The organism is Micromonospora sp. NPDC048930, from assembly GCF_043197935.1.
Taxonomy (GTDB): domain Bacteria; phylum Actinomycetota; class Actinomycetes; order Mycobacteriales; family Micromonosporaceae; genus Micromonospora.
This window is the reverse complement of record NZ_JBICUB010000002.1, coordinates 455,797-475,154: the sequence shown is the minus strand read 5'-3', so window position 1 is coordinate 475,154 and position 19,358 is coordinate 455,797. Positions and strand designations below refer to the sequence as shown.

Here is a 19,358-nt window from a genome sequence, read left to right as displayed (position 1 = left end):
CCCGCCGGGGGCCGGGCCATTCCACCCGTACGTCAGAACTGGCGGCCGTTGGACGGCCGGCCACCGGCGTCCCGGGGCGCCGTGGCCTGCGGGTCGTCGGCGGTACGCGCCAGGGATGCCCGGTCCGCCCAGTCCGGTGAGCGCTCTAGCTCCTGTTCGCGGCGTTTCTGGTCGGTGAGCTCCTGCTCACGGGGCCTGTCCTGCTTCGCCATGACGTCCTCGCGATCCGTCGGGGTCCGTGGTCACCCCGCGCGTTCCCGCTCGGCGGCGGCTCAACCGTCCAGGTGCCGCGCGAAGCTGAGCCGGAGGTGGTTCTTCGGCCGGGAGCCGACGATCGAGCCGACCACCTGACCGTCCCGGAACACCAGCATGGTCGGCATGGACATCACCTGGTACGCCCGGGTGGTCTCCGGGTTCTCGTCGGAGTTGAGGGTGACGAAGCGCAGCCGGTCGCCGAACTCCTCGGCCAGCTCCGCGAGGTGCCTGGAGACCGTCCGGCAGGGCGGGCACCACTCCGCCCAGAAGTCGACCACCACCGGCCGGTCGGCGGCCAGCACCGTGGCCGCGAAGGTCCCGTCGGTGACCGCGGTCAGTCGGCTCTCTTGCGTGTCCTGAGGCATGTTTCCTCCCGGTGGGCGATCGCGCGGGCGAGCTGGTCGTGCAGCTGTCGGCGGACCGCGCCGAGCCGGTCGAGGTAGTCGTCCACCTCGGCGAGCTTGCGCCGCAGCACCGCGACCGAATCCGGGCAGACGTCGCCGGAGCTGTGGCCGGCCCGCAGGCACGCCACGAACGGCCGGATGTCGTCCAGCCCGAAGCCGACCGCCAGCAGGGACCGGATCTCGTGCACGACGCGCAGCTCCGCCTCGTCGTAGATCCGGTAACCGTTCGCGGAACGGCGTGGTCGCACCAGCCCCTGGGTCTCGTAGTACCGCAGCGTCCGGGTGCTCGTTCCGGCTCGTTCCGCCAGCTCCCCGATCCGCATCCCGACCTCCCTGACCTGCCCGTGCCGCCCACGCTAAACCTTGCCGCCGACGTCAAGGCAAGCCGGCAACGCCGGGTGAGGTGGGGGCGGGGGTGGGTATGCGGGCCGGTGGGAGGTGTGCGGGATGGACACGCGTGAGGTGACGGTTCCGGTGGTGGAGGGCGGGTTGGCCGCCGACGTGATCGTGCCCTCCGGGGCGATCGGTGTGGTGCTCTTCGCGCACGGCAGCGGCAGCTCGCGGCACAGCCCGCGCAACGTGGCCGTCGCCCAGGAGCTCAACGACCGGGGGCTGGCCACCGTGCTGATCGACCTGCTCACCCCGGACGAGGACGCGCGGGACGAGATAACCGCCGAGCTGCGCTTCGACATCGGGATGCTCGCCGAGCGGCTGGCCGCCATCGTCGACTGGATGGCCGCCGACCCGGCCCTGGGGCCGCTGCCGGTCGGGCTGTTCGGGGCCAGCACGGGCGCCGCCGCGGCCCTGGTCGCCGCCGCCGCCCGGCCGGAGCGGGTCCGCGCCGTGGTCTCCCGCGGGGGCCGCCCGGACCTGGCCGGCAGCTCCCTGTCGGCGGTACGCGCCCCGACGCTGCTGCTGGTCGGCGGCCTGGACGAGCAGGTGATCGCGCTCAACGAGCAGGCCAGGGCGGTGCTGGGGGACATGGCCGAGCTGCGGATCGTCCCCGGCGCCACCCACCTGTTCGAGGAGCCGGGCACCCTGGAGCAGGTGGCCGACGAGGCGGGGACCTGGTTCACCACGCGGCTGCGTACCCCGCATCCGGCCTGACCGGGAGCCCCCGGCGCGGAGGTCCGCGCCGGGCGGCGGTGACGGCCGGTGGCGTCAGGTGGCGACGGCCGCCCGGTGGCGCTGGACGGTGTCCAGGACGCGCCAGGTGACCGCCGCGATCGGGACCGAGACGAACGCGCCCGCGATGCCGGCGACCAGCGTGCCGGCGGTGACCACCACCAGGATGACCGCCGGGTGGAGCTGCACCTGCCGCTTCATCACCAGCGGCTCCAGCAGGTTGCCCTCGATCTGCTGCACGGCGATGACGGCGGCCAGGGTGAGCAGGGCGGTGGTCGGGCCGTTGGCGGCGAGGGCGACCAGTACGGCGATCGCCCCGGCCACCGTCGCGCCGATGATCGGGACGAACCCGCCGATGAAGGTGATCAGGGCGAGCGGCAGGGCCAGCGGTACGCCGAGCAGCACCAGCGCCAGCCCGATCCCGGTCGCGTCGATCGCCGCGATGATCAGCGTGCCCCGGCTGTACGCGCCGAGCGTCCGCCAGCCGGCCCGGCCCGCCTCGGCGACGAGGTCCCGGTGGGGGCCGGTCATCCGGCGCAGCACCCAGCGCCACATGGACCGGCCGTCCTTGAGCAGGAAGAAGAGCAGCACCAGGGCGAACAGCACCGAGCCGGCCACCTCGGCGGCGGTCCGCGCGCCGGCCACCGGATCGGGGGTGCTGCCGCGCACCCCGTCGCGGGTCTGCTGCACGAGCCGGTCGAGTTGGGCCTCGGTGATCGGCAGGTTGGTGGTGACGAAGTCCCGGCTGCGCTCCAGCCCCTGGTCGAGCTGCTGGCTCAGCTCGCCGAACTGGCTGGCGGTCAGGTTCCACACCAGCACGCCCACACCGGTCAGGACGCCGAGCAGCAGCAGGACGGTGCACAGGGCGGCCGGCGCGGCGGGCACCCGGATCCGGCGGAGCAGCTGCCGTACCGGGTCGAGCAGCGCGGCGAGGAAGAGGGTGCCGGCCAACGCGACGGCCAGCGGCGCCAGCAGCACCACGATCTTCCCGAGCAGCCACAGTGCGGTCGCCACGACCACCAGGCACGCGCTCCACGTCACGGCCGTCCGGACCGGCCAGGGCAGGCCCGCCCACGCCTGCCGAGGTCCCGCCGCGCGGGTGGGCTCCGCTGCCCCGGGCGTTCCACCGTCCTCGTCCACGTCGCCCTCCTCGGTCGTGGCCCCTCGGTACCCGACCGGCTCCGATCCGACACCCCCGTTTGTGCTCGCGGCCTCCGGGAAGGCATTGACGTCACGAAGGGAGACCGGACATGCGTGACTTCATGGACAAGGCCAAGGACTTCGCCGACCGGCATGAAAAGCAGATCGACCAGGGCATCCAGAAGGCCGGCGAACAGATGGACCGGCGCACCGGCGGGAAGTACGAAGAGCAGATCGACAAGGGCGTCGACATGGCGCAGCAGCGTACCGGCCAGGGCGACCGCGACCGCTGACCGAGGCCGTGCTCCCGGGGAGTCCATGGTGGACGGCCCGGGAGCGGCGTTTCGGGTGCGGCGTTTCGGGTGTGGACCCCTGGCAGGCATCGAGCAATCTCGCTACCATCCGCAATCGGGGCATGACTCACCGTCGAGTCGTGCGGAGCCCGACCCGCACCGCCCGCCGGTGCCGTGGACGAGAGCGAGCCAGCCGGTGACCGAGACTTCGCAGGCGACCATCCCGCAGCGCTACCCGTTCAGCGCCCCCGACCGACTCGACCTGGACCCGCGCTACGCCGCGCTGCGCGAGCAGCCGCTGATCCGGGTCCAACTTCCGTACGGCGAACCGGCGTGGCTGGCCACCCGGCACGCCGACGTGCGGACCGTGCTCGGCGACCCCCGGTTCAGCCGGGCCGCCGCGATCGGCCGCGACGAGCCCCGCAACACGCCGCGGCAGCAGGAGACCGGCATCCTGTCGATGGACCCGCCGGAACACACCCGGGTGCGCCGGCTGGTGGCGAAGGCGTTCACCGCGCGCCGGGTCGAGGAGCTGCGGCCGCGTACCCGGGCGGTGGCGGACGAGCTGGTCGACGGCATGCTCGCCGCCGGGCCGCCCGCCGATCTGGTCGCACACCTGGCCACGCCGCTGCCGATCCGGGTCATCTGCGACCTGCTCGGCGTGCCGGTGTCCGACCAGGACCGCTTCCACACCTGGTCGGAGGCGATCGTCTCGACCACCTCGCTGGAACCGGGCGTGATCCAGCACTACCTCGACAGCCTGCTGGCCTACATGGGTGCGCTGGTCGCGCGGCGCCGGGTCGAGCCCACCGACGACCTGCTCAGCGCCATGGTGCGGGCCCGGGACGAGCACGCCGACCGGCTCACCGAGGAGGAGATGGTCACCCTCGCCGCCGGGCTGCTCGCCGCCGGCCACGAGACCACCGTGACCCAGATCCCCAACATGCTGTACGTCCTGCTGACCACCCCCGGTGGCTGGGAGACGCTGCGGGACCGGCCGGAGCTGGTGCCCACGGCGGTCGAGGAGCTGATGCGGTTCATCCCGCTGGGCGCGACCTCCGCCTTCGCCCGGTACGCGACGGAGGACGTCGAACTCGGCGGGGTGCTGGTCCGGGCGGGCGAACCGGTGGTGGTGTCGATCCCGGCGGCCAACCGGGACGAGAGCGTGTTCCCCGACGCCGACCGGCTCGACCTGACCCGCGAGGTCAATCCGCACCTCGGCTTCGGGCACGGCGTGCACCACTGCGTCGGCGCGCAGTTGGCCCGGATGGAGCTGCGGGTGGTGCTGGAGACCCTGCTCGACCGGACGCCGGGGCTCCGGCTGGCCGTACCCGAGGAGGAGCTGACCTGGAAGCGGGGCCTGCTGGTCCGGGGCCTGGTGGCGATGCCGGTGGCCTGGTGACCGGGGCGGAGCGGAAGGAGCGAGGGTGAGCGAGGAGGCGGTGTGGCGGCTGCACGTCGATCCGGCGCGGTGCATCGGGTCGGGCATCTGCGCGGGGGTGGCGCCCGACCACTTCGTGCTGGTCGACGGGCTGTCCCGCCCCCGGGCGGAGCGGGTCGCGGCGGTGGAGGCCGTGCTCGACGCCGCCGACTCCTGCCCGATGGAGGCGGTCATCGTGTCCGACGTGGACACCCTCCGGCGGGTCGCCCCGGAGGAGTGATCACCAGCCGGGGTAGCGCACCCCGCTGATGTTCACCCGGATGCTGTAGAGCGAGCTCGAGGCGCAGATGTAGAGGTTGTTGCGCTGCGGGCCGCCGAAGGTGAAGTTGGCCACCACCTCGGGCAGGTGCAGCTTGCCCAGCAGCGTGCCGTCCGGGTCGAAGCAGTGCAGCCCGTCGTGCGCCGCCGCCCAGACCCGCCCAGCGTCGTCGAGCCGTACGCCGTCGAACGAGCCGGCGTCGCAGGTGGCGAAGACGTCGCCGCCGCGCAGCGTGCCGCCGTCGGTCACCTGGAACCGGCGCAGGTGCTTCGCCCGGGTGTCGACCACGTAGAGCTCGGACTCGTCCGGGCTGAAGGCCAGCCCGTTGGGCTGCCCGAAGTCGTCGGCGACCCGGTGCACCACGCCGTCCTGCGGGTCGACCCGGTAGACGTGGTTACCGCCGATCTCGCTCTCCGCCCGGTGCCCCTCGTAGTCGCTGTCGATGCCGTAGCTGGGGTCGGTGAACCAGATCGATCCGTCGGAGCGCTCGACCACGTCGTTCGGGCTGTTGAGGCGCCGGCCCCGCCAGTGCTCGGCCAGCACCGTGTCGGTGCCGTCCGGCTCGGTCCGGGTGACCCGCCGCCGGCCCTGCTCGCAGCTCACCAGCCGCCCGCGCCGGTCGACGGTGTGCCCGTTGGCGTACCCGGCCGGCTGGCGGAACACCCCGACCGCGCCGGTGGTCTCGTCCCACCGCAGCAGCCGGTCGTTGGGGATGTCGCTGAAGACCAGGTACCGCCCGGCGGAGAACCAGGCCGGGCCCTCCAGCCAGCGGCCACCGGTCCAGAGGCACTCCACCCACTCGTCGCCGTTCACCCGGCGGAACCGCTCGTCGAGCACCTCGAACCGCGTCCTGAACCGATCGACCATGAACGCCTCCGCTCGTGACTGTCGTTTGGCGTCAAGCTAGCATGACCGAACGAGAATTGGTGAGTGGGAGAAAGTGCCGAACGGAGGTTGCCGGTGGACGAGGTGGATCGGAAGCTGCTGGCCGCGCTGCAACGCGACGCCACCCAGTCATACGCCGCGCTGGCCGGCGCGGTCGGGCTCTCCACCGGAGCCGTCCACGAACGGGTACGCAAGCTGCGCGAGCAGGGGGTGATTCGGCGGACCACGGTGGACGTGGACCCGGCCGCGGTCGGCCGGGGAGTGCTGGCGTTCGTGCTGGTCGAGGCAAACGCCTGGATGGGTGACTCGCCTACCCGGGAGGCGTTGGCCGCACTCCCCGAGGTCGAGGAGGCGCACGTCATCGCCGGCCCCGCCTCGCTGCTGGTCAAGATCCGGGTCGGCACGCCGGAGCAGCTCCAGGCCAGCCTGCGCCGGCTGTTCGAGGTGGAGGGCGTCACCGGCACGCAGACCGTGGTGGTGCTGGAGAGCTTCTTCGAGCGCCCCCTCGACCCGTACCCCCCGAGCCCCTGACACGCCGAAGGGCCGGCCTCCCGCAGGGGAGACCGGCCCTTCACGCTGCTCGGTCAGGAGCTGTAGCCGCGGCTGGCGATCCAGTTGGCCAGGTCGGCCACGTTCATCCAGTACGTCGGCTCGTTCGGGCTGGCCGGGTCGGCGATCAGCACCGTGTTGCCGTCGTCCTTGTACTCCACCACGGTCAGGTAGTGCCCCGGGTAGCTGTGCGCGACGCCGTCGATGTCCACCGCGCTGCCGATGATGTTGGCCACGACCGGGCGACCCTGGTCGACGGCGGTCTTGACGTCCACCCGCAGGCGCTCGACCTGCTCCTTGGTGGCCACGTCGTCCCGGATCTCGGTGGTCTTGTACTTGCCACCGGTGTACTCGTTGAGCACCCGGGTGATGTCGATCGCCGAGTCGGTGCCGTTCTCGGTCGTACCCAGCTTGGCGGCCAGTTCGTCCTGGCTGACCGCCTTGCCCTCGGCCGACAGGGCGATCCGGGTCGACGCCGGGCCGCAGTAGTAGTAGTTCGGCTGGGCCTGGTAGTCGAAGCTCGCGCTCCGCTCGCCCTTGGCGCCCTTGTCCGCGGCCTTCGTGCTGACCGGCTTGGCCTGCACCGGGGCGGCGTGCGCGGCCACGGCCGGGCCGGCCACGACGCCGCCGGACATCACGAGACCGGCGACGGACAGCATGCTCCTACGGAAGATCGAGTTCATGTCGAAGCTCCATTCGGGGGTTGCCGTCCCCGTCACGGGGACGCAGCAGCACCGGGATTGGCGCTCGGCTGTTCTCAGGGGACGCGGGCGGGAGGCCCCCGCTCGCTCACGGGATGTGCAACGGCTCGTCACCCTCGGCGATTCCGCTCCTGCTGTGGCCTCGCCCACCCGCTAACCGGACATCCGGCACAGAAGGTTGATCGAAGGTCGCAATGTCCGGGTGGCCGACGACTCGGGAGGCTCCCGGGAAAGGCGTGGTTCCTGGCCCGCCGTGGGGAGGGCGCGGCGCGGTCAGGCGGGTGGGAGGCTGCCCAGGAGGCGGGTGACGGCGATCTCGATGACCACGCGTTCCGGGTTGGGGCGGGGCCGGCGGTAGCGCTCGGCGTACCGGCGCTCGGCCTCCGCCACGGCCTCCGGGTCGCGGCGCAGCACCGCCCGGCCCTCGACGGTCAGCCACCAGCGGCCGTCCACCTGACAGACCGCCACCGGGGTGCCCACCGCGCCGGCCGCCCCGACGTGCCGGGCCTTGGCCGAGGCACCCGACGTGATCACCCGGGCCAGCCCGGCGTCCGCGTCGAAGGTGACGCCCACCGGGACGACGTGCGGGGTGCCGTCGGCCCGCAGCGTGGTCAGCGTGGCCAGGTGCCGGGCCCGGAAGAACCGGGTGACCCGCGTGTCGTGTGCGTCCAGCCGGTGCGCGCCCGCCATCTTCCGTCCTCGGTACGTCGGTCCGGGCCGACCGCCGGCCCGGTCGGAGATCATGACACGGGCCGGTGCGGGCGGCCCGGAGCCGCCGGGGACTGCGACCGGTCGGCCGGGCCGCGCTGCGCCGCGCGGTGCCGGGCGACCAGGCGGCCCAGGTAGAACAGGCTGCCGGCCAGCACGCCCATGTCGTCCAGGTAGATCGGGTCGGGAAGCAGGTCGACCGGGAGGATCGCGTAGATCAGTGCGCCGTAGAAGGCGACCTTGCCGCCGACGCCCAGCGCGCCGAGCAGCCGGCGGGTGCGGACCACCCGTACGGCGAGCAGCACCGCGCCGACCAGCGTCGCCAGCACGACGACGCCGGCGAGCGCCACCAGGATCCAGGCCTCGCGGGACACGAGGGTCACGCTAGCCGAACCGGGCCACCTCCGCCCGACGCTCAGAACGCCGGCACGGCCGCCCGGCCCCGGGCCACCGGCGCGGACTCCGCCCGGGCCGGGGCCGGCAGCTCCCGGGTGGTCTCCGGCCCGCCCAGGTCCACGATGGAGAGCGCGGCCTGCGGCTCCGGGTCGGGCCGGGTCGCCGCGTACGCCTCGTCCCGCAGGCTCCGCGCGGCGGCGGCGGCCAGCTCCGCGGCCCGCCAGGCGGCCTGCTCCTTCGCCCGGGCGGCCTCGTGCCGGGCCCGGACGTTGTCCCGGATCAGCCGGCGCAGCAGCAGTTCCTGCTCCACCGGGTGCCGGCGCGGGTCCCAGCCCCGGTGCCCGAGGATGTCGCTGAGCTGCGCCACGGTGATCTCGCCACGCTCCTGTGCGGCCGTCGCCGCCCGGTGCAGCCAGCGCTCGCGGTCCGCGTACTCGGCGGGGGTCCGGGCCGTCCGGGGCAGCGGCAGCGCGGCGGCGGCGGCCAGCCGGCGGACGTCCTCCTCCGCCGCCTCGTACGCCTGCCACGCCGCCTCGACCTCGTCCTGAGCCGCCAGCCACTCGGTCCGCCGCCGCTCGGCGGTCGCCGCCGCGCGCGCCGCGGCCACCTCCACCTCCTGCGCGAACCGGGCCCGCTCGCGGGACCGCTCGCGGGCCTCCGCGGCCAGGTCCAGGCTGCTCGGCCGGGCCGCCTCGCTGATCCGCTCGCCGAACACCGAGCGGAACCGGTCCGGGCGGACGATGAGGGCGGCGATCACGATCGCCGCCACGGCGATCAGGGCCAGCCAGATCACGGCGGCCTGGGGGACGTCGTACAGGACTGCGGAGAAGACGGTCTGCATCACCAGCACCTCGTGGTGGGACGTTCGGGAGGTCAACGGTCTGGGCCCGGGCGACGGGCGGAGGAGCCGCCGGGCACGGGAGAGCCGTACCCCGATGGGCGGCGGGAAATGCATGGCCGCGCGGGGGCGGCCGCGCGATCAGGCGCGCGGCGGGCCGCGACGGGCGACCGGGTCCCGGCCGGGATCGGCGGCGGGCACGACGGCGGCGGCGTCCGCCGGCGACGTCGCGACGTCGGGGTCGGCCTGGCGTGCCGGTACGCCGGTGGTCGGCGCGGTCGAGGTGGCCCGGGGCAGCCGGTGGGCGGAGTCGGCGGTGCTCGCCCCCGCCCCGGCGGCCCAGGCGACGCTCGTCGCGCCCCGGCCCGGCCGGGCGTCGACGGAACCGGCCACGGACCGGCCCGCCGGAGCGGCGGCCGAGACCTGAAGGTGGGCCGGCGGGCGGATCGTCGAGACCGGACCGAGCGGATCGGCGGTGACGGGAGCGGTCAGGCCGTTGAGCCCGACGACAAGCACCAGCGCGGTCGCCGCCATCCGGGTGAGCCGGCGCAGGCTGCGCAGCGTGGCCGCCCAGACGGGCGGAGCGAACGCTACGGACTGCACCGTTTCAACCTATCGGTCGGATCCGCGTCGTGCACCCGCCTTGGCAGATCGGGTGACGTGACCCGCCCCACCATGCGTTGTGGACGGACCCGCGTCGGGCGACGACGGCCCACCCGGTGCCCCCGGTACCACCGGGTGGGCCGCCGGCTCATTCGGCGCGCAACCCGTCCGGCCGGGTCAACCGCCAGAGCACCGGCAGGCTCGCCCCGGTTACCAGCAGCACCACCGCGGCGCCGAGCCCCACGCCCAGCCCCACCACCGGCCAGCTCACCACCACCGGTGCGCCGACCATCCGGAGCAGCGCCGCGCCCATGGCCAGCCCGATGCTCGTGGCGAGGACCAGGCCGGCCAGCACCGGCACCCCGGTCTGCCCGAGCACCGACCAGCCGAGGGTGCCCCGGGGCGTCCCGACCGCGACCAGCGTGGCGAGCAGCCGGCGTCGTTCCCGGAGTTGCTCCAGGACGCCGACCAGCATGCTCATCCCGATCAGCAGCAGGGTGACCACCGCGCCGATGAGCAACCCACGGCGGACGTTGGCGAACTGGCGGCTCTCCCGGATCGAGTCCAGGGTGAGGACCGAGGCGGTCAGGTCGATCCCGGCGACGCCGCTGCGGAGCCGTTCCACCGCGTCCGGGTCCGCCGGGTCGAGGCGGACCAGCGCGGTGGCCGAGGCTCCCTGCGGCGGCAGGTACGCCAGCGCGCCGGGCGTCACCAGCAGACCGTTGCCCCGCCCGCCGGCCGGATCGTCCCGCACCGGCACGGTGCGGGTGGCCACCGGCACCCGCCAGGGCGGCGCGCCGCCGCCGAACCCGAGCCGGGTCCCCGGGCCGACGCCGGGTACGGGGCTGTCCCGCCAGGCCAGGAAGACGTCCCCATCGGCGCAGCCCCCCAGGTCGGCGTATTCGGCCAGGGCCGCGCAGTCGCCGACCCGCACCTCGACGGGCGAGGTGTCGGCGGCGGCTACCCCAGCGGGTGCCGGGAACGCCACGAACGACACGGTGACGAGGCTCCGGGCCACGCCCGGTACGGCGGCGATCCGGGCGAGTGCCTGCCGCGCTTCCGGCGGGCCGTACAGCGAGACCATCGCCTGAGCCCGGTTCGGGTCCTGGCCGCTGGCCTGCCGGAACTCGTCCTGCACCCCGGCCACCAGCATCTGGAGGCCGATGGTGCCGGCCACGGCCACCGCCACCCCGCTGACCAGCCGGGCCGAGGCGGTGCTGTCGAGCTGGAGCCGCCGGACCGCGAGCTGCCAGGGCGGCGGGCCGCCGCGCAGCCGGCGTACCAGCACGTCGACCAGCCACGGCAGGAGGGTGACCGTGCCGATGAGCAGGAGCACCGAGCCGGCCGCCACCTGACTGTCGGTCGCAACCGTACGCGCGGTCCGCACGTCGGCGAGCGGCTGGAGCAGCGCGAGCCCGGCGCCGGGCAGCAGCAGCCGCCACCAGAGCCGCCGCCGGGCCGGGGTGGCCTGCCGGCTCACGCCCAGCGGCGTGACGACGACCCGGCGCAGGGCCAGCAGCGCCATCCCGGCGGCGAGCAGCGGTACGGCCAGCGCCACCACCGCCACCAGCCACGGCACGGGCCGCAGGTCGCCCGGGAAGACGCTGATGTCGTACAGCGACACCAGCTGCGCCAGTTGCCGGCCGGCGAGGAAGAACCCGGCGCCCACGGCGAGCCCCAGCAGCGCCGCGGTCCCCGCCTCGGCGGCGGCGATGCGGCGGACCATGCCCGCGTCGGCGCCGAGCAGCCGGAGCGCGGCGAGCCGGCGGTCGCGCTGCTCGCCGCCGAAGCGGACGGCCGCCCCGAGGAACACCACGATCGGCAGCAGCAGCACCACCACGACCACCACCACGAGCAGCCAGAGCACTGGGCCGAACTCCTCGCCCGGGCCGCCTGCGTCGAAGTGGTCCAACCGCATCGCGCGATCCGCCGGCAGGCTGTCGCGGCCCAGATAGAAGGCCAGCTCGTGCGGACCGGCCAGGCCCTCGGGGCCGATGGTGCCGGCGACCCGGGCGCCGCCCAGGCGGGGCGCGAGCAGGGCCCGGTCGGGTGAGTCGAGCAGTTCCCGCAGCGCCGGGGAGACCACCACCTCGCCGTCGCCGGGGAACGCGGTCAGTCCCGGCGGCAGGGGAGCGTCCGGGCCCTCCGGATGGAGGATCCGCCCCCGCACGGGGTGGTTCCGGAAGACGGTGTCCACCGGGACGACCAGTAACGTGTTCGCCGCCGCCGACAGTCCCGTCCCGGGCGGCCCCATGTCGTTGCGGGCCGCCGCGCGCGCGGCGCGGGCGTCGATCGCGCCGGGCACCGCCGCCGCGAGCAGCAGCATCGCCACGCCGATGCCGACCCCGAGCGCGGTCAGCACGGTCCGCGTCCAACCCGCCCGGCCGCCGGTCACCGCCATCCGGGCGCCCATCAGCAGGTCGCCCAGCCCGGCCCGCAGCCGGCCGCCGCGCCGTCGGGGGTCCGCCCCGGTCACGCCACCTGCTCCAGGCTCCGGGCCCGGCCGTCGCGGACCATCACCTCCCGGTCGGAGTACGCGGCCACCCGGGGCTCGTGGGTGACCAGCAGCACGGCGACTCCGGCGTCCCGCGCCGCCCCGGCCAGCAGGCGCATCACCCGCTCGCCGTTGAGCGAGTCCAGGGCGCCGGTGGGCTCGTCGGCGAAGACCACCCGGGGCCCGGTGACCAGCGCCCGGGCCACCGCCACCCGCTGCCCCTGGCCGCCGGAGATCTCACCCGGGCGCTTGCCGGCGACGTCGGTCACCTCCAGCCGCTCCAGCCACTCGGTGGCGCGTCGTTCCGCCTCGCGTCGGGGCACCCGCTCCAGCCGTAGCGGCAGCGCGACGTTCTCCAGGCAGGTCAGCTCCGGTACGAGCTGTCCGAACTGGAAGACGAAACCGAACTCGCGGCGGCGCAGGGCGCTGCGGCCCGCGTCCGAGAGGGTGGTCAGCTCGGTGCCCCGGTAGCGGACCCGGCCCCGGTCGGGGCGCACGATGCCGGCCAGGCAGTGCAGCAGGGTGGACTTGCCCGACCCGGACGGCCCCATCACGGCGACGACCTCGCCGGCACGTACGGACACCGAGGCGCCGGCGAGGGCCGGGGTGGGGCCGAAGGACCGGTGCAGGTCCTCGCCGGTCAGCAGCGGCTCGGCGGTCATGCCCGCACCTCCTTCGCCAGCTCGTCCAGGCGGGCCGCGGTGAGTTCCAGCCAGCGCAGGTCCGCCTCGAGGTGGAAGAGCGCGTGGTCGCAGATCAGCTGCTCGGCGAGGTCGCCGTGGGTCTTGCGGCGGGTGAGCTCCCGCATCAGCCGCAGGTGCTCGGCGCGCTGGGTGTCCAGCAGGTCGGCGGCAGGCCGGCCGGTGAGCAACGCGAGCACCACCTTGGTGTAGAGCACGCTCTGCAGGTACGGCTCCGGCTTCTCGGGCTGCGACAGCCACTGCTGGACGTCGGTCACCCCCGCCTCGGTGATCGCGTACCGCTTGCGCTCGGGGCCCTCGCCGGGCTCCACCGAGTCCACCGCCACCAGGCCGTTGCGCAGCAGCCGGGACAGGGTGGAGTAGACCTGACCGAAGTGGAGCGGGCGGGCGTGCCCGAACCGCTCGTCGTACGCCCGCTTGAGGTCGTATCCGTGCCGGGGGCTGGACTCCAGCAAGCCGAGGAAGGTGTGACCGATCGACATGGCGCGACTATACACATCAGGTATACCACGTAGGTATACCGCGACGGCCGGGTACGACAACGGCGCGGCACCCTCACCGGAGGGTGCCGCGCCGTCGGTCAGCGTGCGATCAGTCGGTGCCGAGCACCGAGGGCGGAGCCGACCTGCCGTCGCCCCAGACCATCTCGTCCTCGGTCAGCCAGGTGAGGTGCTCGTCCGACTCGTCCTCGTCGTGCTGGCCGTGCTTGCCCAGCACCCCGTTGCGACCCGGCATGGCGGAACGCGCGCCGGTGCCCTTGCCGCCGTTGGACCGACCCTCGGCGTCGACCACGACGCCCCGCCCGCCGGCGAGCCGACCGGTGCCGGCCGCGGAGCGGTTTTCCAGCCCGCCCGGGCGACCCGTCACCCCGCCGGTGGAGCCGGCCAGCGAGCCGGTGCCCACGCCAGGCACCCCGAAGAACGAGTTGCCGCCACTGGTCGGGACGGTGGAAGGGGCGCCGGTGAGGTTGGTGCCGCCGAGGCCGGTCATCGGGCCGGTGGTGGGGGTCAGCGGGGCCGCGCCGGCGAGCGAGGTGCCGGCCGGGTCGGTGATGCCGACCGAGCCGACGCCGCCCGGGCCGCCCGCGCCGGGGGTGCCGGTGCCGGTGCCGGCCGTGCCGCTGGTCGGCCCGGTGTGGTGGACGCCCGTGGTGGTCGCGGTGGCCCCGGCGCTCGGACCGAACGTGCCGGAGGTCGGCCCGGCGGAGGGCGTGCCCACGGAGGGGCCGTTGCCCAGCGTCGGCCCGGTGCCGTCGGTGTGACCCGGCAGGCGCTTGTCGGGTTCCTCGGGCACGACGATCCGCCCGTACGCGGAGAAGTCGTAGCCCTCGGCGAGGTTCGCGACGACCTGCACCATCCGCTGGTGCGCCTTCTCCTGCTCGGCCTCGTCCTGCTTGTGGCCGACGAACCCGCCGATCACCGCGCCGGCGGCACCGCCCATCAGGAAGCCCTTGACGGCGCCGTCAACCAGCTTGTCGTTGTCGTCGGTCTCCTCCGGGCTCTCCGCCTTGGACTGGGCGGTGCGCAACTCGGTGGCCATCATGTCGAGCGCCTGCCGGATGCCGGCCATGCCCTCGGCGAGGTTGCCGGAATAGTCGACGACCAGGTTCAACCGCTGGTGGAACTCCCGGGCGGCGTCGCCCGTCCAGGTCTTGGCGAGCGCGTCCAGGTCCTTGGTCAGATCCCGGCCGAGGCCCTCCAGGGTGTCCTTCAGCGAGCTCCACTGGGCGCTGAGGCCGTCGATCTGCTTCGGGTCACCGGCGGTGACGCCCTGGTAGAGCTCCTTGTGGCTGACGTGCTGGTAGCGCTGGGTGTACTCAGACACGCGGATCCTCCCCCTTCGGCGCCTTCATCGCCTCGCTGACCCCGGAGAGGGCGGCGATGATGTCGGCCGCGGCGGCGGCGTTGCGCGCCTCGGCGGTCCGGTAGTTGGTCATGATCGTCTTGGTCGCCTTCTGGGCGGCCACGATCGCCCGGCGCAGGCGCTCGGCGTGGCTGGCGAAGCTCGCGTGCGTCTCGGCGTAGCGGCGGGCGTTGTCGGTCGCGTCGGTGAAGGTGCCCAGCGCCGGCGGTCGGCACTGCATCTCGGTGTTGAGCTTCTTCAACACCGACTCGGCCTCGCTGAGTCGCTGCTCCAGCCGCTGGTGGAAGTCCTCCAGGGACAGTACGTCTACTGTCGTGCGCCCGCTCATGGCTGCATCCCCGTAGTCATCGTCGATAACCGTTGGCCACGCTCAGGTTAGTCGACCCGGGCCAGCCGGTGCGACCCGTACCCGCGTGGTGTTCCACATCGGACTGCCGGCCGACCTCATCCGCCCTGTGCGGGGGACGACGACTCCGACGGCGCCGTGGTGGCCGGCTGGTCCGGCTTCTCCGGTGCGGCGTCGGCCGTACCGGCGCCGGGGTCGAAGTAGCTCATCGCGTCCTGCCGCTCCAGCGCCGGCCCGGTCGGTACCAGGGCCAGCAGCGACGCGGGCACCGCCAGCGGCGACACGCCGCCGTAGCCGAGGGCGGTGCGGGCGTCCCCGGAGGCGGTGCCGAGCGGGTAGCGCACCCCCTGGGCGGTGATCAGGTAGACCGTGGAGCCGGCCGCCGCCTTGCCGGTGTCCCCGGCCGCGGCCTGCACCAGCACCCCCTTGCCGCCCGGCAGCAGCACGCTCTCGGCGGTACGCACCGCGTCCCGGGCGCCCTGCCGCGCGGCGACCCCGGTCGACGCGGTCAGCTCGGGCGGGGGCTGGTCGAAGACCTCCAGCGTGGTGGTCGGCGGCTGGCCCGGCCCGCCCGACCGGTAGCTGGCGCAGAGCACGGTGCGTCCGGCGCGGACCTCGTGCAGCGCGGGCAGCTTCTGCGGCAGCCCCTCGGCGTCCAGTCGCCGGTCGGTGAGCAGCTCACCGGCCTGGGACGGGGTGATGTCGGTGACCTGCCCGCCGTCCCCGAGCAGCAGCAGCGCGGTCATCTCCGTGACCGCCACGAGCCCCTGCCGGATCAGCACGTAGTACTGGTCGGCGGCCCGGAAGACCTGGCCGATCCGGGCCGGCCGGCCGGCGACCGACAAGCCGCCGCCGCCGTACCCGTCGATGCTCGGCTTGCGCAGCTCCGGCCCGACCGGCACCGCGTTGAGCAGCTGCTGACCCACGGTGAGGGTGGGCGCGCCGGCCATCTTCAGCGCGACCAGGGCCTGCTCGTCACCGACGACGCGCAGCTGCGAACCCCCGGTGAGCAGGTACCGGGTGCCGTCCACCCGGACCAGCACCGCCTGGTCGGTGAGCGGGGTGCCGCCGGGCAGCGGCCGGTCGATCACCAGCCGGGTGGTCGAGCGCTGCGGGTCCACCGGGTCGGGCACGTCGCAGACCGACCAGGGGAGGCCGACCAGCGACTTCCGGCCCGGCACGTCGTCCGGCGCGCCCACGATGCCGACGGTCCGGCCGCGCGGGCGGTCCTTGATGGAGGCCTGCGACATGGTGCGTACCGGCGGGTCCGCCTCGTTGAGGATGAGCCGGGCGGAGGCGTAGTTGAGCGTCGGGTGCAGCAGCCCGTCATCGGTGAAGACGTACGTGGCGCCGGTCTCCCGCTCGATCACCAGCGTGTTCGGCTCCAGGGGCGCGGCGTTGCCGGTGAACTGCCCGTACGCGCCCGCGCCGCCGAGCACCACGGCGGCGGCGATGATGCTGCCGAACACCGCCATGCCGAGCCGCCGCATCGGCAGGTCGTTGGTCTCCGGATCACCGGAGAGCAGTGCGGAGACGATGCGGCGGGTGACGAAGCGGTACGCCTGCACCTGATCGCGGCGGGTCCGCATGACTAACCTCCGGCGGGGGTGGATCCCGCGACGATCAGGTCCGAACTCCGCCGCGGGCTTCCCTACGATAAGGGGCCGGCGGGGGTCCACCGGGACCCCGTCCGTCCTCCGACGTCGCACCGATCCGGCGGATGCCCAGGATGTCCAGAAGGGACGCTCACCGATGACGCAGGTCCAGGCGCCACCCGGTCGTACGGCCGCCGCTCCCGCCGCCCCGGACGACCGCCCGGTCACCCCGGCCGACAGCCGTCGGCGCGGCCGGCTCGGCCCGGTCGTCGTCGGCCAGCTGGTGGTGCTGGAGTGCGCCGCGCTCGCCGTGTGGTTCGCCACCGGCGGCCCCGCCTGGCTGCTCCCGGCCGTCGGCGCGCTGGCGCTGCTCGCGGTGGTGGCCGCCTTCGCCCGGCGCGGCGGCCGCTGGTGGTACGAGGACCTGATGCTCCGCCGGCGGATGCGCCGCCGCCGCGGCCGGGCGAAGGGCGCGGTGCCCGCCGGCGACCCGCGGCTGGCCGCGCTCGCGCCGGAGCTGAGCGTGGTCGAACTGACCGAGCGCGGCACCCGGATCGGCGTCGGACAGGACGAGCGGGGCTGGTTCGCGGCGGTCGCGCTGACCGGCCGGCCGGGCACGCCCGCCGGTTCGATCGAGGCGGCCGTGGTGGACCGCGCGCTGGCGGTCCTCGCCGACTTCGCCGGTCCGGTCACCCAGACCCAGGTCGTCTCGCACACCCTGGTCTGGTACCCGGCGCCGGGCGCCCCGCCGGCCGCGCACCGGACGGTCTGGGTGGCGCTGCGCCTCTCCGTGGCCGACGCCCGCGCCGAGACGGTGAGCCGGGGCGGCGGCATGCGCGGTGTGCACCGTACCGTCGCCGCCGGCATGGGCCGGCTCGGCAAGGCGCTGAACGCCGCCGGCCTCAACCACCGGGTCCTTGGCCGGGAGGAGCTGCACGCGGCGGTGGTCTCCGGGGCCGGGCTGGACCTGGCGCCGCAGGCGCCGGTGGAGAGCTGGACCAGCCTGAGCGGCGGCGGCTGGACGCAGCGCTGCCTGGCGCTGCGGGTCCGTCCCAACGGCTCGCTGGGCGCGTTGGTGGACGCGGTGACCGCCACCTCCGCGCCGTCGCACACGGTCGCGGCGGTCGTGCTGCCCGGCGGTCGCCGGGTGCCCCCGCTGCTGCGGGTGGCGGCGATGGACGGGCACGCCGCGGCGCTGGTGAAGGTCGTCCGGGACGTGGCGAAGCGCTGCGGCGTGCCGGCCCGCCCGCTGGACGGGCAGCACGGCCCCGGCGTCTACGCCACCGCTCCGGTGGCCACCGTGATGGGCACGGTCACGGCCGAAGGTTGACGATCCAGCCGTAGAGGCCGCAGACCCAGACGGCCAGCGGCACCAGGGCGACGATCAGCAGGATCTCGGCGATGTCCAGGGTGCGTCCCCAGACCGGCGAGATCCGCTTGCCTGCCACGGTCAGCCCGTAGATCAGGCTGATCAGCGCGGCGAGCAGCAGGCCGCCCAGGATCAGCCCGAGCCGGACCGGGAGCGAGCCGGCGCCGAAGGTCGCCGCGGCGGCCAGCCCGAGCCCGACGGTGCCGGTCAGCAGCACCGGCGTGCGCTGGGCGCGGCCGATGAACGGGCGGGCCCGCAGCAGCGACAGCAGGGCCAGCACCAGGCAGAGCAGCACCGACGGGAGCCGGCCGTTGTCGGCGAGCACGATCTGGCCGCCCAGGACCAGCACCGAGACGGTCCACAGCAGGCCGGTCAGGAACGCGTCGGCGCGCTCGCTGTTGCGCAGCACCTGCGGGCCGTCCACCGACTCGGTGTCGGTCTTCAGGTCGTCCGGGCCGGTCGGGATCGACGGCACCGGCAGCCGGGCCAGCCGGTAGGAGACCATCGGCAGCGCCGGCAGGGCGGCGAACGCGATGGTCGCGATCACCGCCGCGGCGGCCGCCGCCCCGATGCCGAAGGCCAGGCAGAGGACCGCGCCGACGCCGACGGCCACGCCCACCGCGACCGCGCCGAGGAAGAGCGGCAGCCGGTCGCCGACGGCGAGCGCGGCCACCGCGCCGAAGAGCACCACCGCGGTCGCGGCCATCAGCACATGCGGGCTGGCCAGGTCGGCCAGCTTCCGGTCCCCGGCGAGCACCAGCAGGCCGCCGATCGCCGCGTAACCGAGGCCGGCCATGGCCAGCACGGCGCCGGTACGGCTGTCACCCGCCGCCCGGGACAGCACCGCGGCGGTCACCAGCAGGGCGAGGGCGACCACCAGCGCGGCCAGCGCGCCGGGCAGCTGCGGCGGACCGGTGAAGAGCGCCGCCACCGCGCCGGCCGCGAGCGCCGCCCCGGCGAAGAGCACGGCGAACGAGCGGGTGGTGCCGACCTGCCAGGTGCCGGGACGCTGGTTGGTGGCGGTGGCGACAGCGTCCACCACGTCGTCGAAGACGATCTCGGGGGCGGCCGTGGCCCGGGGGTTGAAGTAGAGCACCTCGCCGTCCCGGACGCCGAGCTGCGCGGCGGTACGCCCGCCGTCCAGCGGCGGCCCGCCGAGCCGGGACAGGCTCCACCCGCCGTGCCGTACGCCCTCGTCGGCGAGGTCCTCGCCGGCGTACCGCAGCAGGGTGGGCAGCAGATCGGCCAGTGGGACATCCGACGGCAACGCCAGATCCATCCTGGTCCGGGGCGCCACGATGGTGATCCGGCTCAGCCCGCCGGTCGCCGCCTTCGTCGCCACAGTGGCCTCCTCGTGCTCGCCTACGATCCACCTCGGCCGGTGACGTCGCCC

Annotated in this window: 23 protein-coding genes; 6 read left to right on the top strand and 17 right to left on the bottom strand. The window is 74.7% G+C overall.

Features of this window, described 5'->3' with window-relative positions; genetic code table 11:
• Positions 1-32: 32 nt before the first annotated feature.
• The 3 genes from ACGFI9_RS07650 to ACGFI9_RS07640 are packed head-to-tail and all read right to left on the bottom strand — an operon-like array spanning position 33 to position 982.
• Positions 33-212, bottom strand: coding sequence for a hypothetical protein (locus ACGFI9_RS07650; RefSeq protein ID WP_393176090.1), 180 nt, complete (start codon positions 210-212; stop codon positions 33-35).
• Between the two features lie 60 nt (positions 213-272).
• On the bottom strand, positions 273-620 hold the full coding sequence (gene trxA / locus ACGFI9_RS07645; protein WP_393176088.1) for a thioredoxin: 348 nt from the start codon (positions 618-620) through the stop codon (positions 273-275).
• Positions 590-982 (bottom strand): MerR family transcriptional regulator, encoded by a 393-nt coding sequence (locus ACGFI9_RS07640; protein WP_393176086.1) that lies wholly within the window; start codon positions 980-982, stop codon positions 590-592. Before ACGFI9_RS07640 ends, trxA begins: the two co-directional genes overlap by 31 nt.
• 124 nt (positions 983-1,106) lie before the next feature.
• On the opposite strand from ACGFI9_RS07640, the gene ACGFI9_RS07635 reads away from it, so the two are divergent.
• Positions 1,107-1,766, top strand: a complete 660-nt coding sequence (locus ACGFI9_RS07635) for a dienelactone hydrolase family protein (RefSeq protein WP_393176084.1) — start codon at positions 1,107-1,109, stop codon at positions 1,764-1,766.
• Positions 1,767-1,820: 54 nt separating this feature from the next.
• On the opposite strand, the gene ACGFI9_RS07630 is transcribed toward ACGFI9_RS07635, so the two are convergent.
• Positions 1,821-2,924 carry an AI-2E family transporter gene (locus ACGFI9_RS07630; RefSeq protein WP_393176082.1) on the bottom strand — a complete coding sequence of 368 codons (1,104 nt, stop codon included), beginning with the start codon at positions 2,922-2,924 and terminating at the stop codon, positions 1,821-1,823.
• 110 nt (positions 2,925-3,034) lie between these two features.
• Here ACGFI9_RS07630 and ACGFI9_RS07625 point away from each other — a divergent pair, with 110 nt between their 5' ends.
• The 3 genes from ACGFI9_RS07625 to ACGFI9_RS07615 all read left to right on the top strand — a co-directional run bounded on the left by ACGFI9_RS07625 (position 3,035) and on the right by ACGFI9_RS07615 (position 4,878).
• Entirely contained in the window at positions 3,035-3,217 is a 183-nt protein-coding gene (locus tag ACGFI9_RS07625) for an antitoxin (RefSeq protein ID WP_393176080.1), read from the top strand.
• 196 nt (positions 3,218-3,413) lie between these two features.
• Entirely contained in the window at positions 3,414-4,619 is a 1,206-nt protein-coding gene (locus ACGFI9_RS07620) for a cytochrome P450 (RefSeq protein WP_393176078.1), read from the top strand.
• 25 nt (positions 4,620-4,644) lie between these two features.
• On the top strand, positions 4,645-4,878 hold the full coding sequence (locus ACGFI9_RS07615; RefSeq protein ID WP_393176076.1) for a ferredoxin: 234 nt from the start codon (positions 4,645-4,647) through the stop codon (positions 4,876-4,878).
• On the opposite strand, the gene ACGFI9_RS07610 is transcribed toward ACGFI9_RS07615, so the two are convergent.
• A complete protein-coding gene (locus ACGFI9_RS07610) occupies positions 4,879-5,784 on the bottom strand; it encodes an SMP-30/gluconolactonase/LRE family protein (protein WP_393176074.1) in 906 nt (301 codons plus the stop codon). It abuts the gene before it with no gap.
• Positions 5,785-5,877: 93 nt separating this feature from the next.
• Here ACGFI9_RS07610 and ACGFI9_RS07605 point away from each other — a divergent pair, with 93 nt between their 5' ends.
• Entirely contained in the window at positions 5,878-6,333 is a 456-nt protein-coding gene (locus tag ACGFI9_RS07605; protein WP_393176072.1) for an Lrp/AsnC family transcriptional regulator, read from the top strand.
• 53 nt (positions 6,334-6,386) lie between these two features.
• Here ACGFI9_RS07605 and ACGFI9_RS07600 read toward each other — a convergent pair whose 3' ends face one another.
• From ACGFI9_RS07600 to eccB, 11 genes are all read right to left on the bottom strand, one after another.
• A complete protein-coding gene (locus tag ACGFI9_RS07600) occupies positions 6,387-7,034 on the bottom strand; it encodes a C39 family peptidase (protein ID WP_393176070.1) in 648 nt (215 codons plus the stop codon).
• 291 nt (positions 7,035-7,325) lie between these two features.
• Positions 7,326-7,742, bottom strand: a complete 417-nt coding sequence (locus ACGFI9_RS07595) for a pyridoxamine 5'-phosphate oxidase family protein (RefSeq protein WP_393176068.1) — start codon at positions 7,740-7,742, stop codon at positions 7,326-7,328.
• A gap of 50 nt (positions 7,743-7,792) precedes the next feature.
• Positions 7,793-8,134, bottom strand: a complete 342-nt coding sequence (locus tag ACGFI9_RS07590; protein ID WP_393176066.1) for a DUF1232 domain-containing protein — start codon at positions 8,132-8,134, stop codon at positions 7,793-7,795.
• Between the two features lie 41 nt (positions 8,135-8,175).
• Complete coding sequence (locus ACGFI9_RS07585; RefSeq protein WP_393176064.1) at positions 8,176-8,997, bottom strand: hypothetical protein; 822 nt, start codon at positions 8,995-8,997, stop codon at positions 8,176-8,178.
• Between the two features lie 138 nt (positions 8,998-9,135).
• Entirely contained in the window at positions 9,136-9,597 is a 462-nt protein-coding gene (locus ACGFI9_RS07580) for a hypothetical protein (RefSeq protein ID WP_393176062.1), read from the bottom strand.
• Between the two features lie 148 nt (positions 9,598-9,745).
• Positions 9,746-12,073, bottom strand: a complete 2,328-nt coding sequence (locus ACGFI9_RS07575) for an FtsX-like permease family protein (protein WP_393176060.1) — start codon at positions 12,071-12,073, stop codon at positions 9,746-9,748.
• Positions 12,070-12,753, bottom strand: coding sequence for an ABC transporter ATP-binding protein (locus tag ACGFI9_RS07570; RefSeq protein WP_393176058.1), 684 nt, complete (start codon positions 12,751-12,753; stop codon positions 12,070-12,072). Before ACGFI9_RS07570 ends, ACGFI9_RS07575 begins: the two co-directional genes overlap by 4 nt.
• Positions 12,750-13,274, bottom strand: coding sequence for a PadR family transcriptional regulator (locus ACGFI9_RS07565; protein WP_393176056.1), 525 nt, complete (start codon positions 13,272-13,274; stop codon positions 12,750-12,752). The genes ACGFI9_RS07570 and ACGFI9_RS07565 overlap by 4 nt, the downstream gene beginning before the upstream one ends.
• 109 nt (positions 13,275-13,383) lie before the next feature.
• Positions 13,384-14,616, bottom strand: a complete 1,233-nt coding sequence (locus ACGFI9_RS07560; RefSeq protein WP_393176054.1) for a WXG100 family type VII secretion target — start codon at positions 14,614-14,616, stop codon at positions 13,384-13,386.
• Positions 14,609-14,983 (bottom strand): hypothetical protein, encoded by a 375-nt coding sequence (locus ACGFI9_RS07555; RefSeq protein ID WP_393176052.1) that lies wholly within the window; start codon positions 14,981-14,983, stop codon positions 14,609-14,611. Before ACGFI9_RS07555 ends, ACGFI9_RS07560 begins: the two co-directional genes overlap by 8 nt.
• Before the next feature lie 116 nt (positions 14,984-15,099).
• Positions 15,100-16,590, bottom strand: a complete 1,491-nt coding sequence (gene eccB, locus ACGFI9_RS07550) for a type VII secretion protein EccB (RefSeq protein ID WP_393176050.1) — start codon at positions 16,588-16,590, stop codon at positions 15,100-15,102.
• Positions 16,591-16,753: 163 nt separating this feature from the next.
• Between eccB and ACGFI9_RS07545 the strand changes: the two genes are divergently transcribed.
• On the top strand, positions 16,754-17,926 hold the full coding sequence (locus tag ACGFI9_RS07545; protein ID WP_393176048.1) for a type VII secretion protein EccE: 1,173 nt from the start codon (positions 16,754-16,756) through the stop codon (positions 17,924-17,926).
• Here the strand turns inward: ACGFI9_RS07545 and eccD are convergent.
• Positions 17,910-19,307, bottom strand: a complete 1,398-nt coding sequence (gene eccD, locus ACGFI9_RS07540; RefSeq protein ID WP_393176046.1) for a type VII secretion integral membrane protein EccD — start codon at positions 19,305-19,307, stop codon at positions 17,910-17,912. The two genes, ACGFI9_RS07545 and eccD, sit on opposite strands and share 17 nt — an antisense overlap.
• Positions 19,308-19,358: the final 51 nt, after the last annotated feature.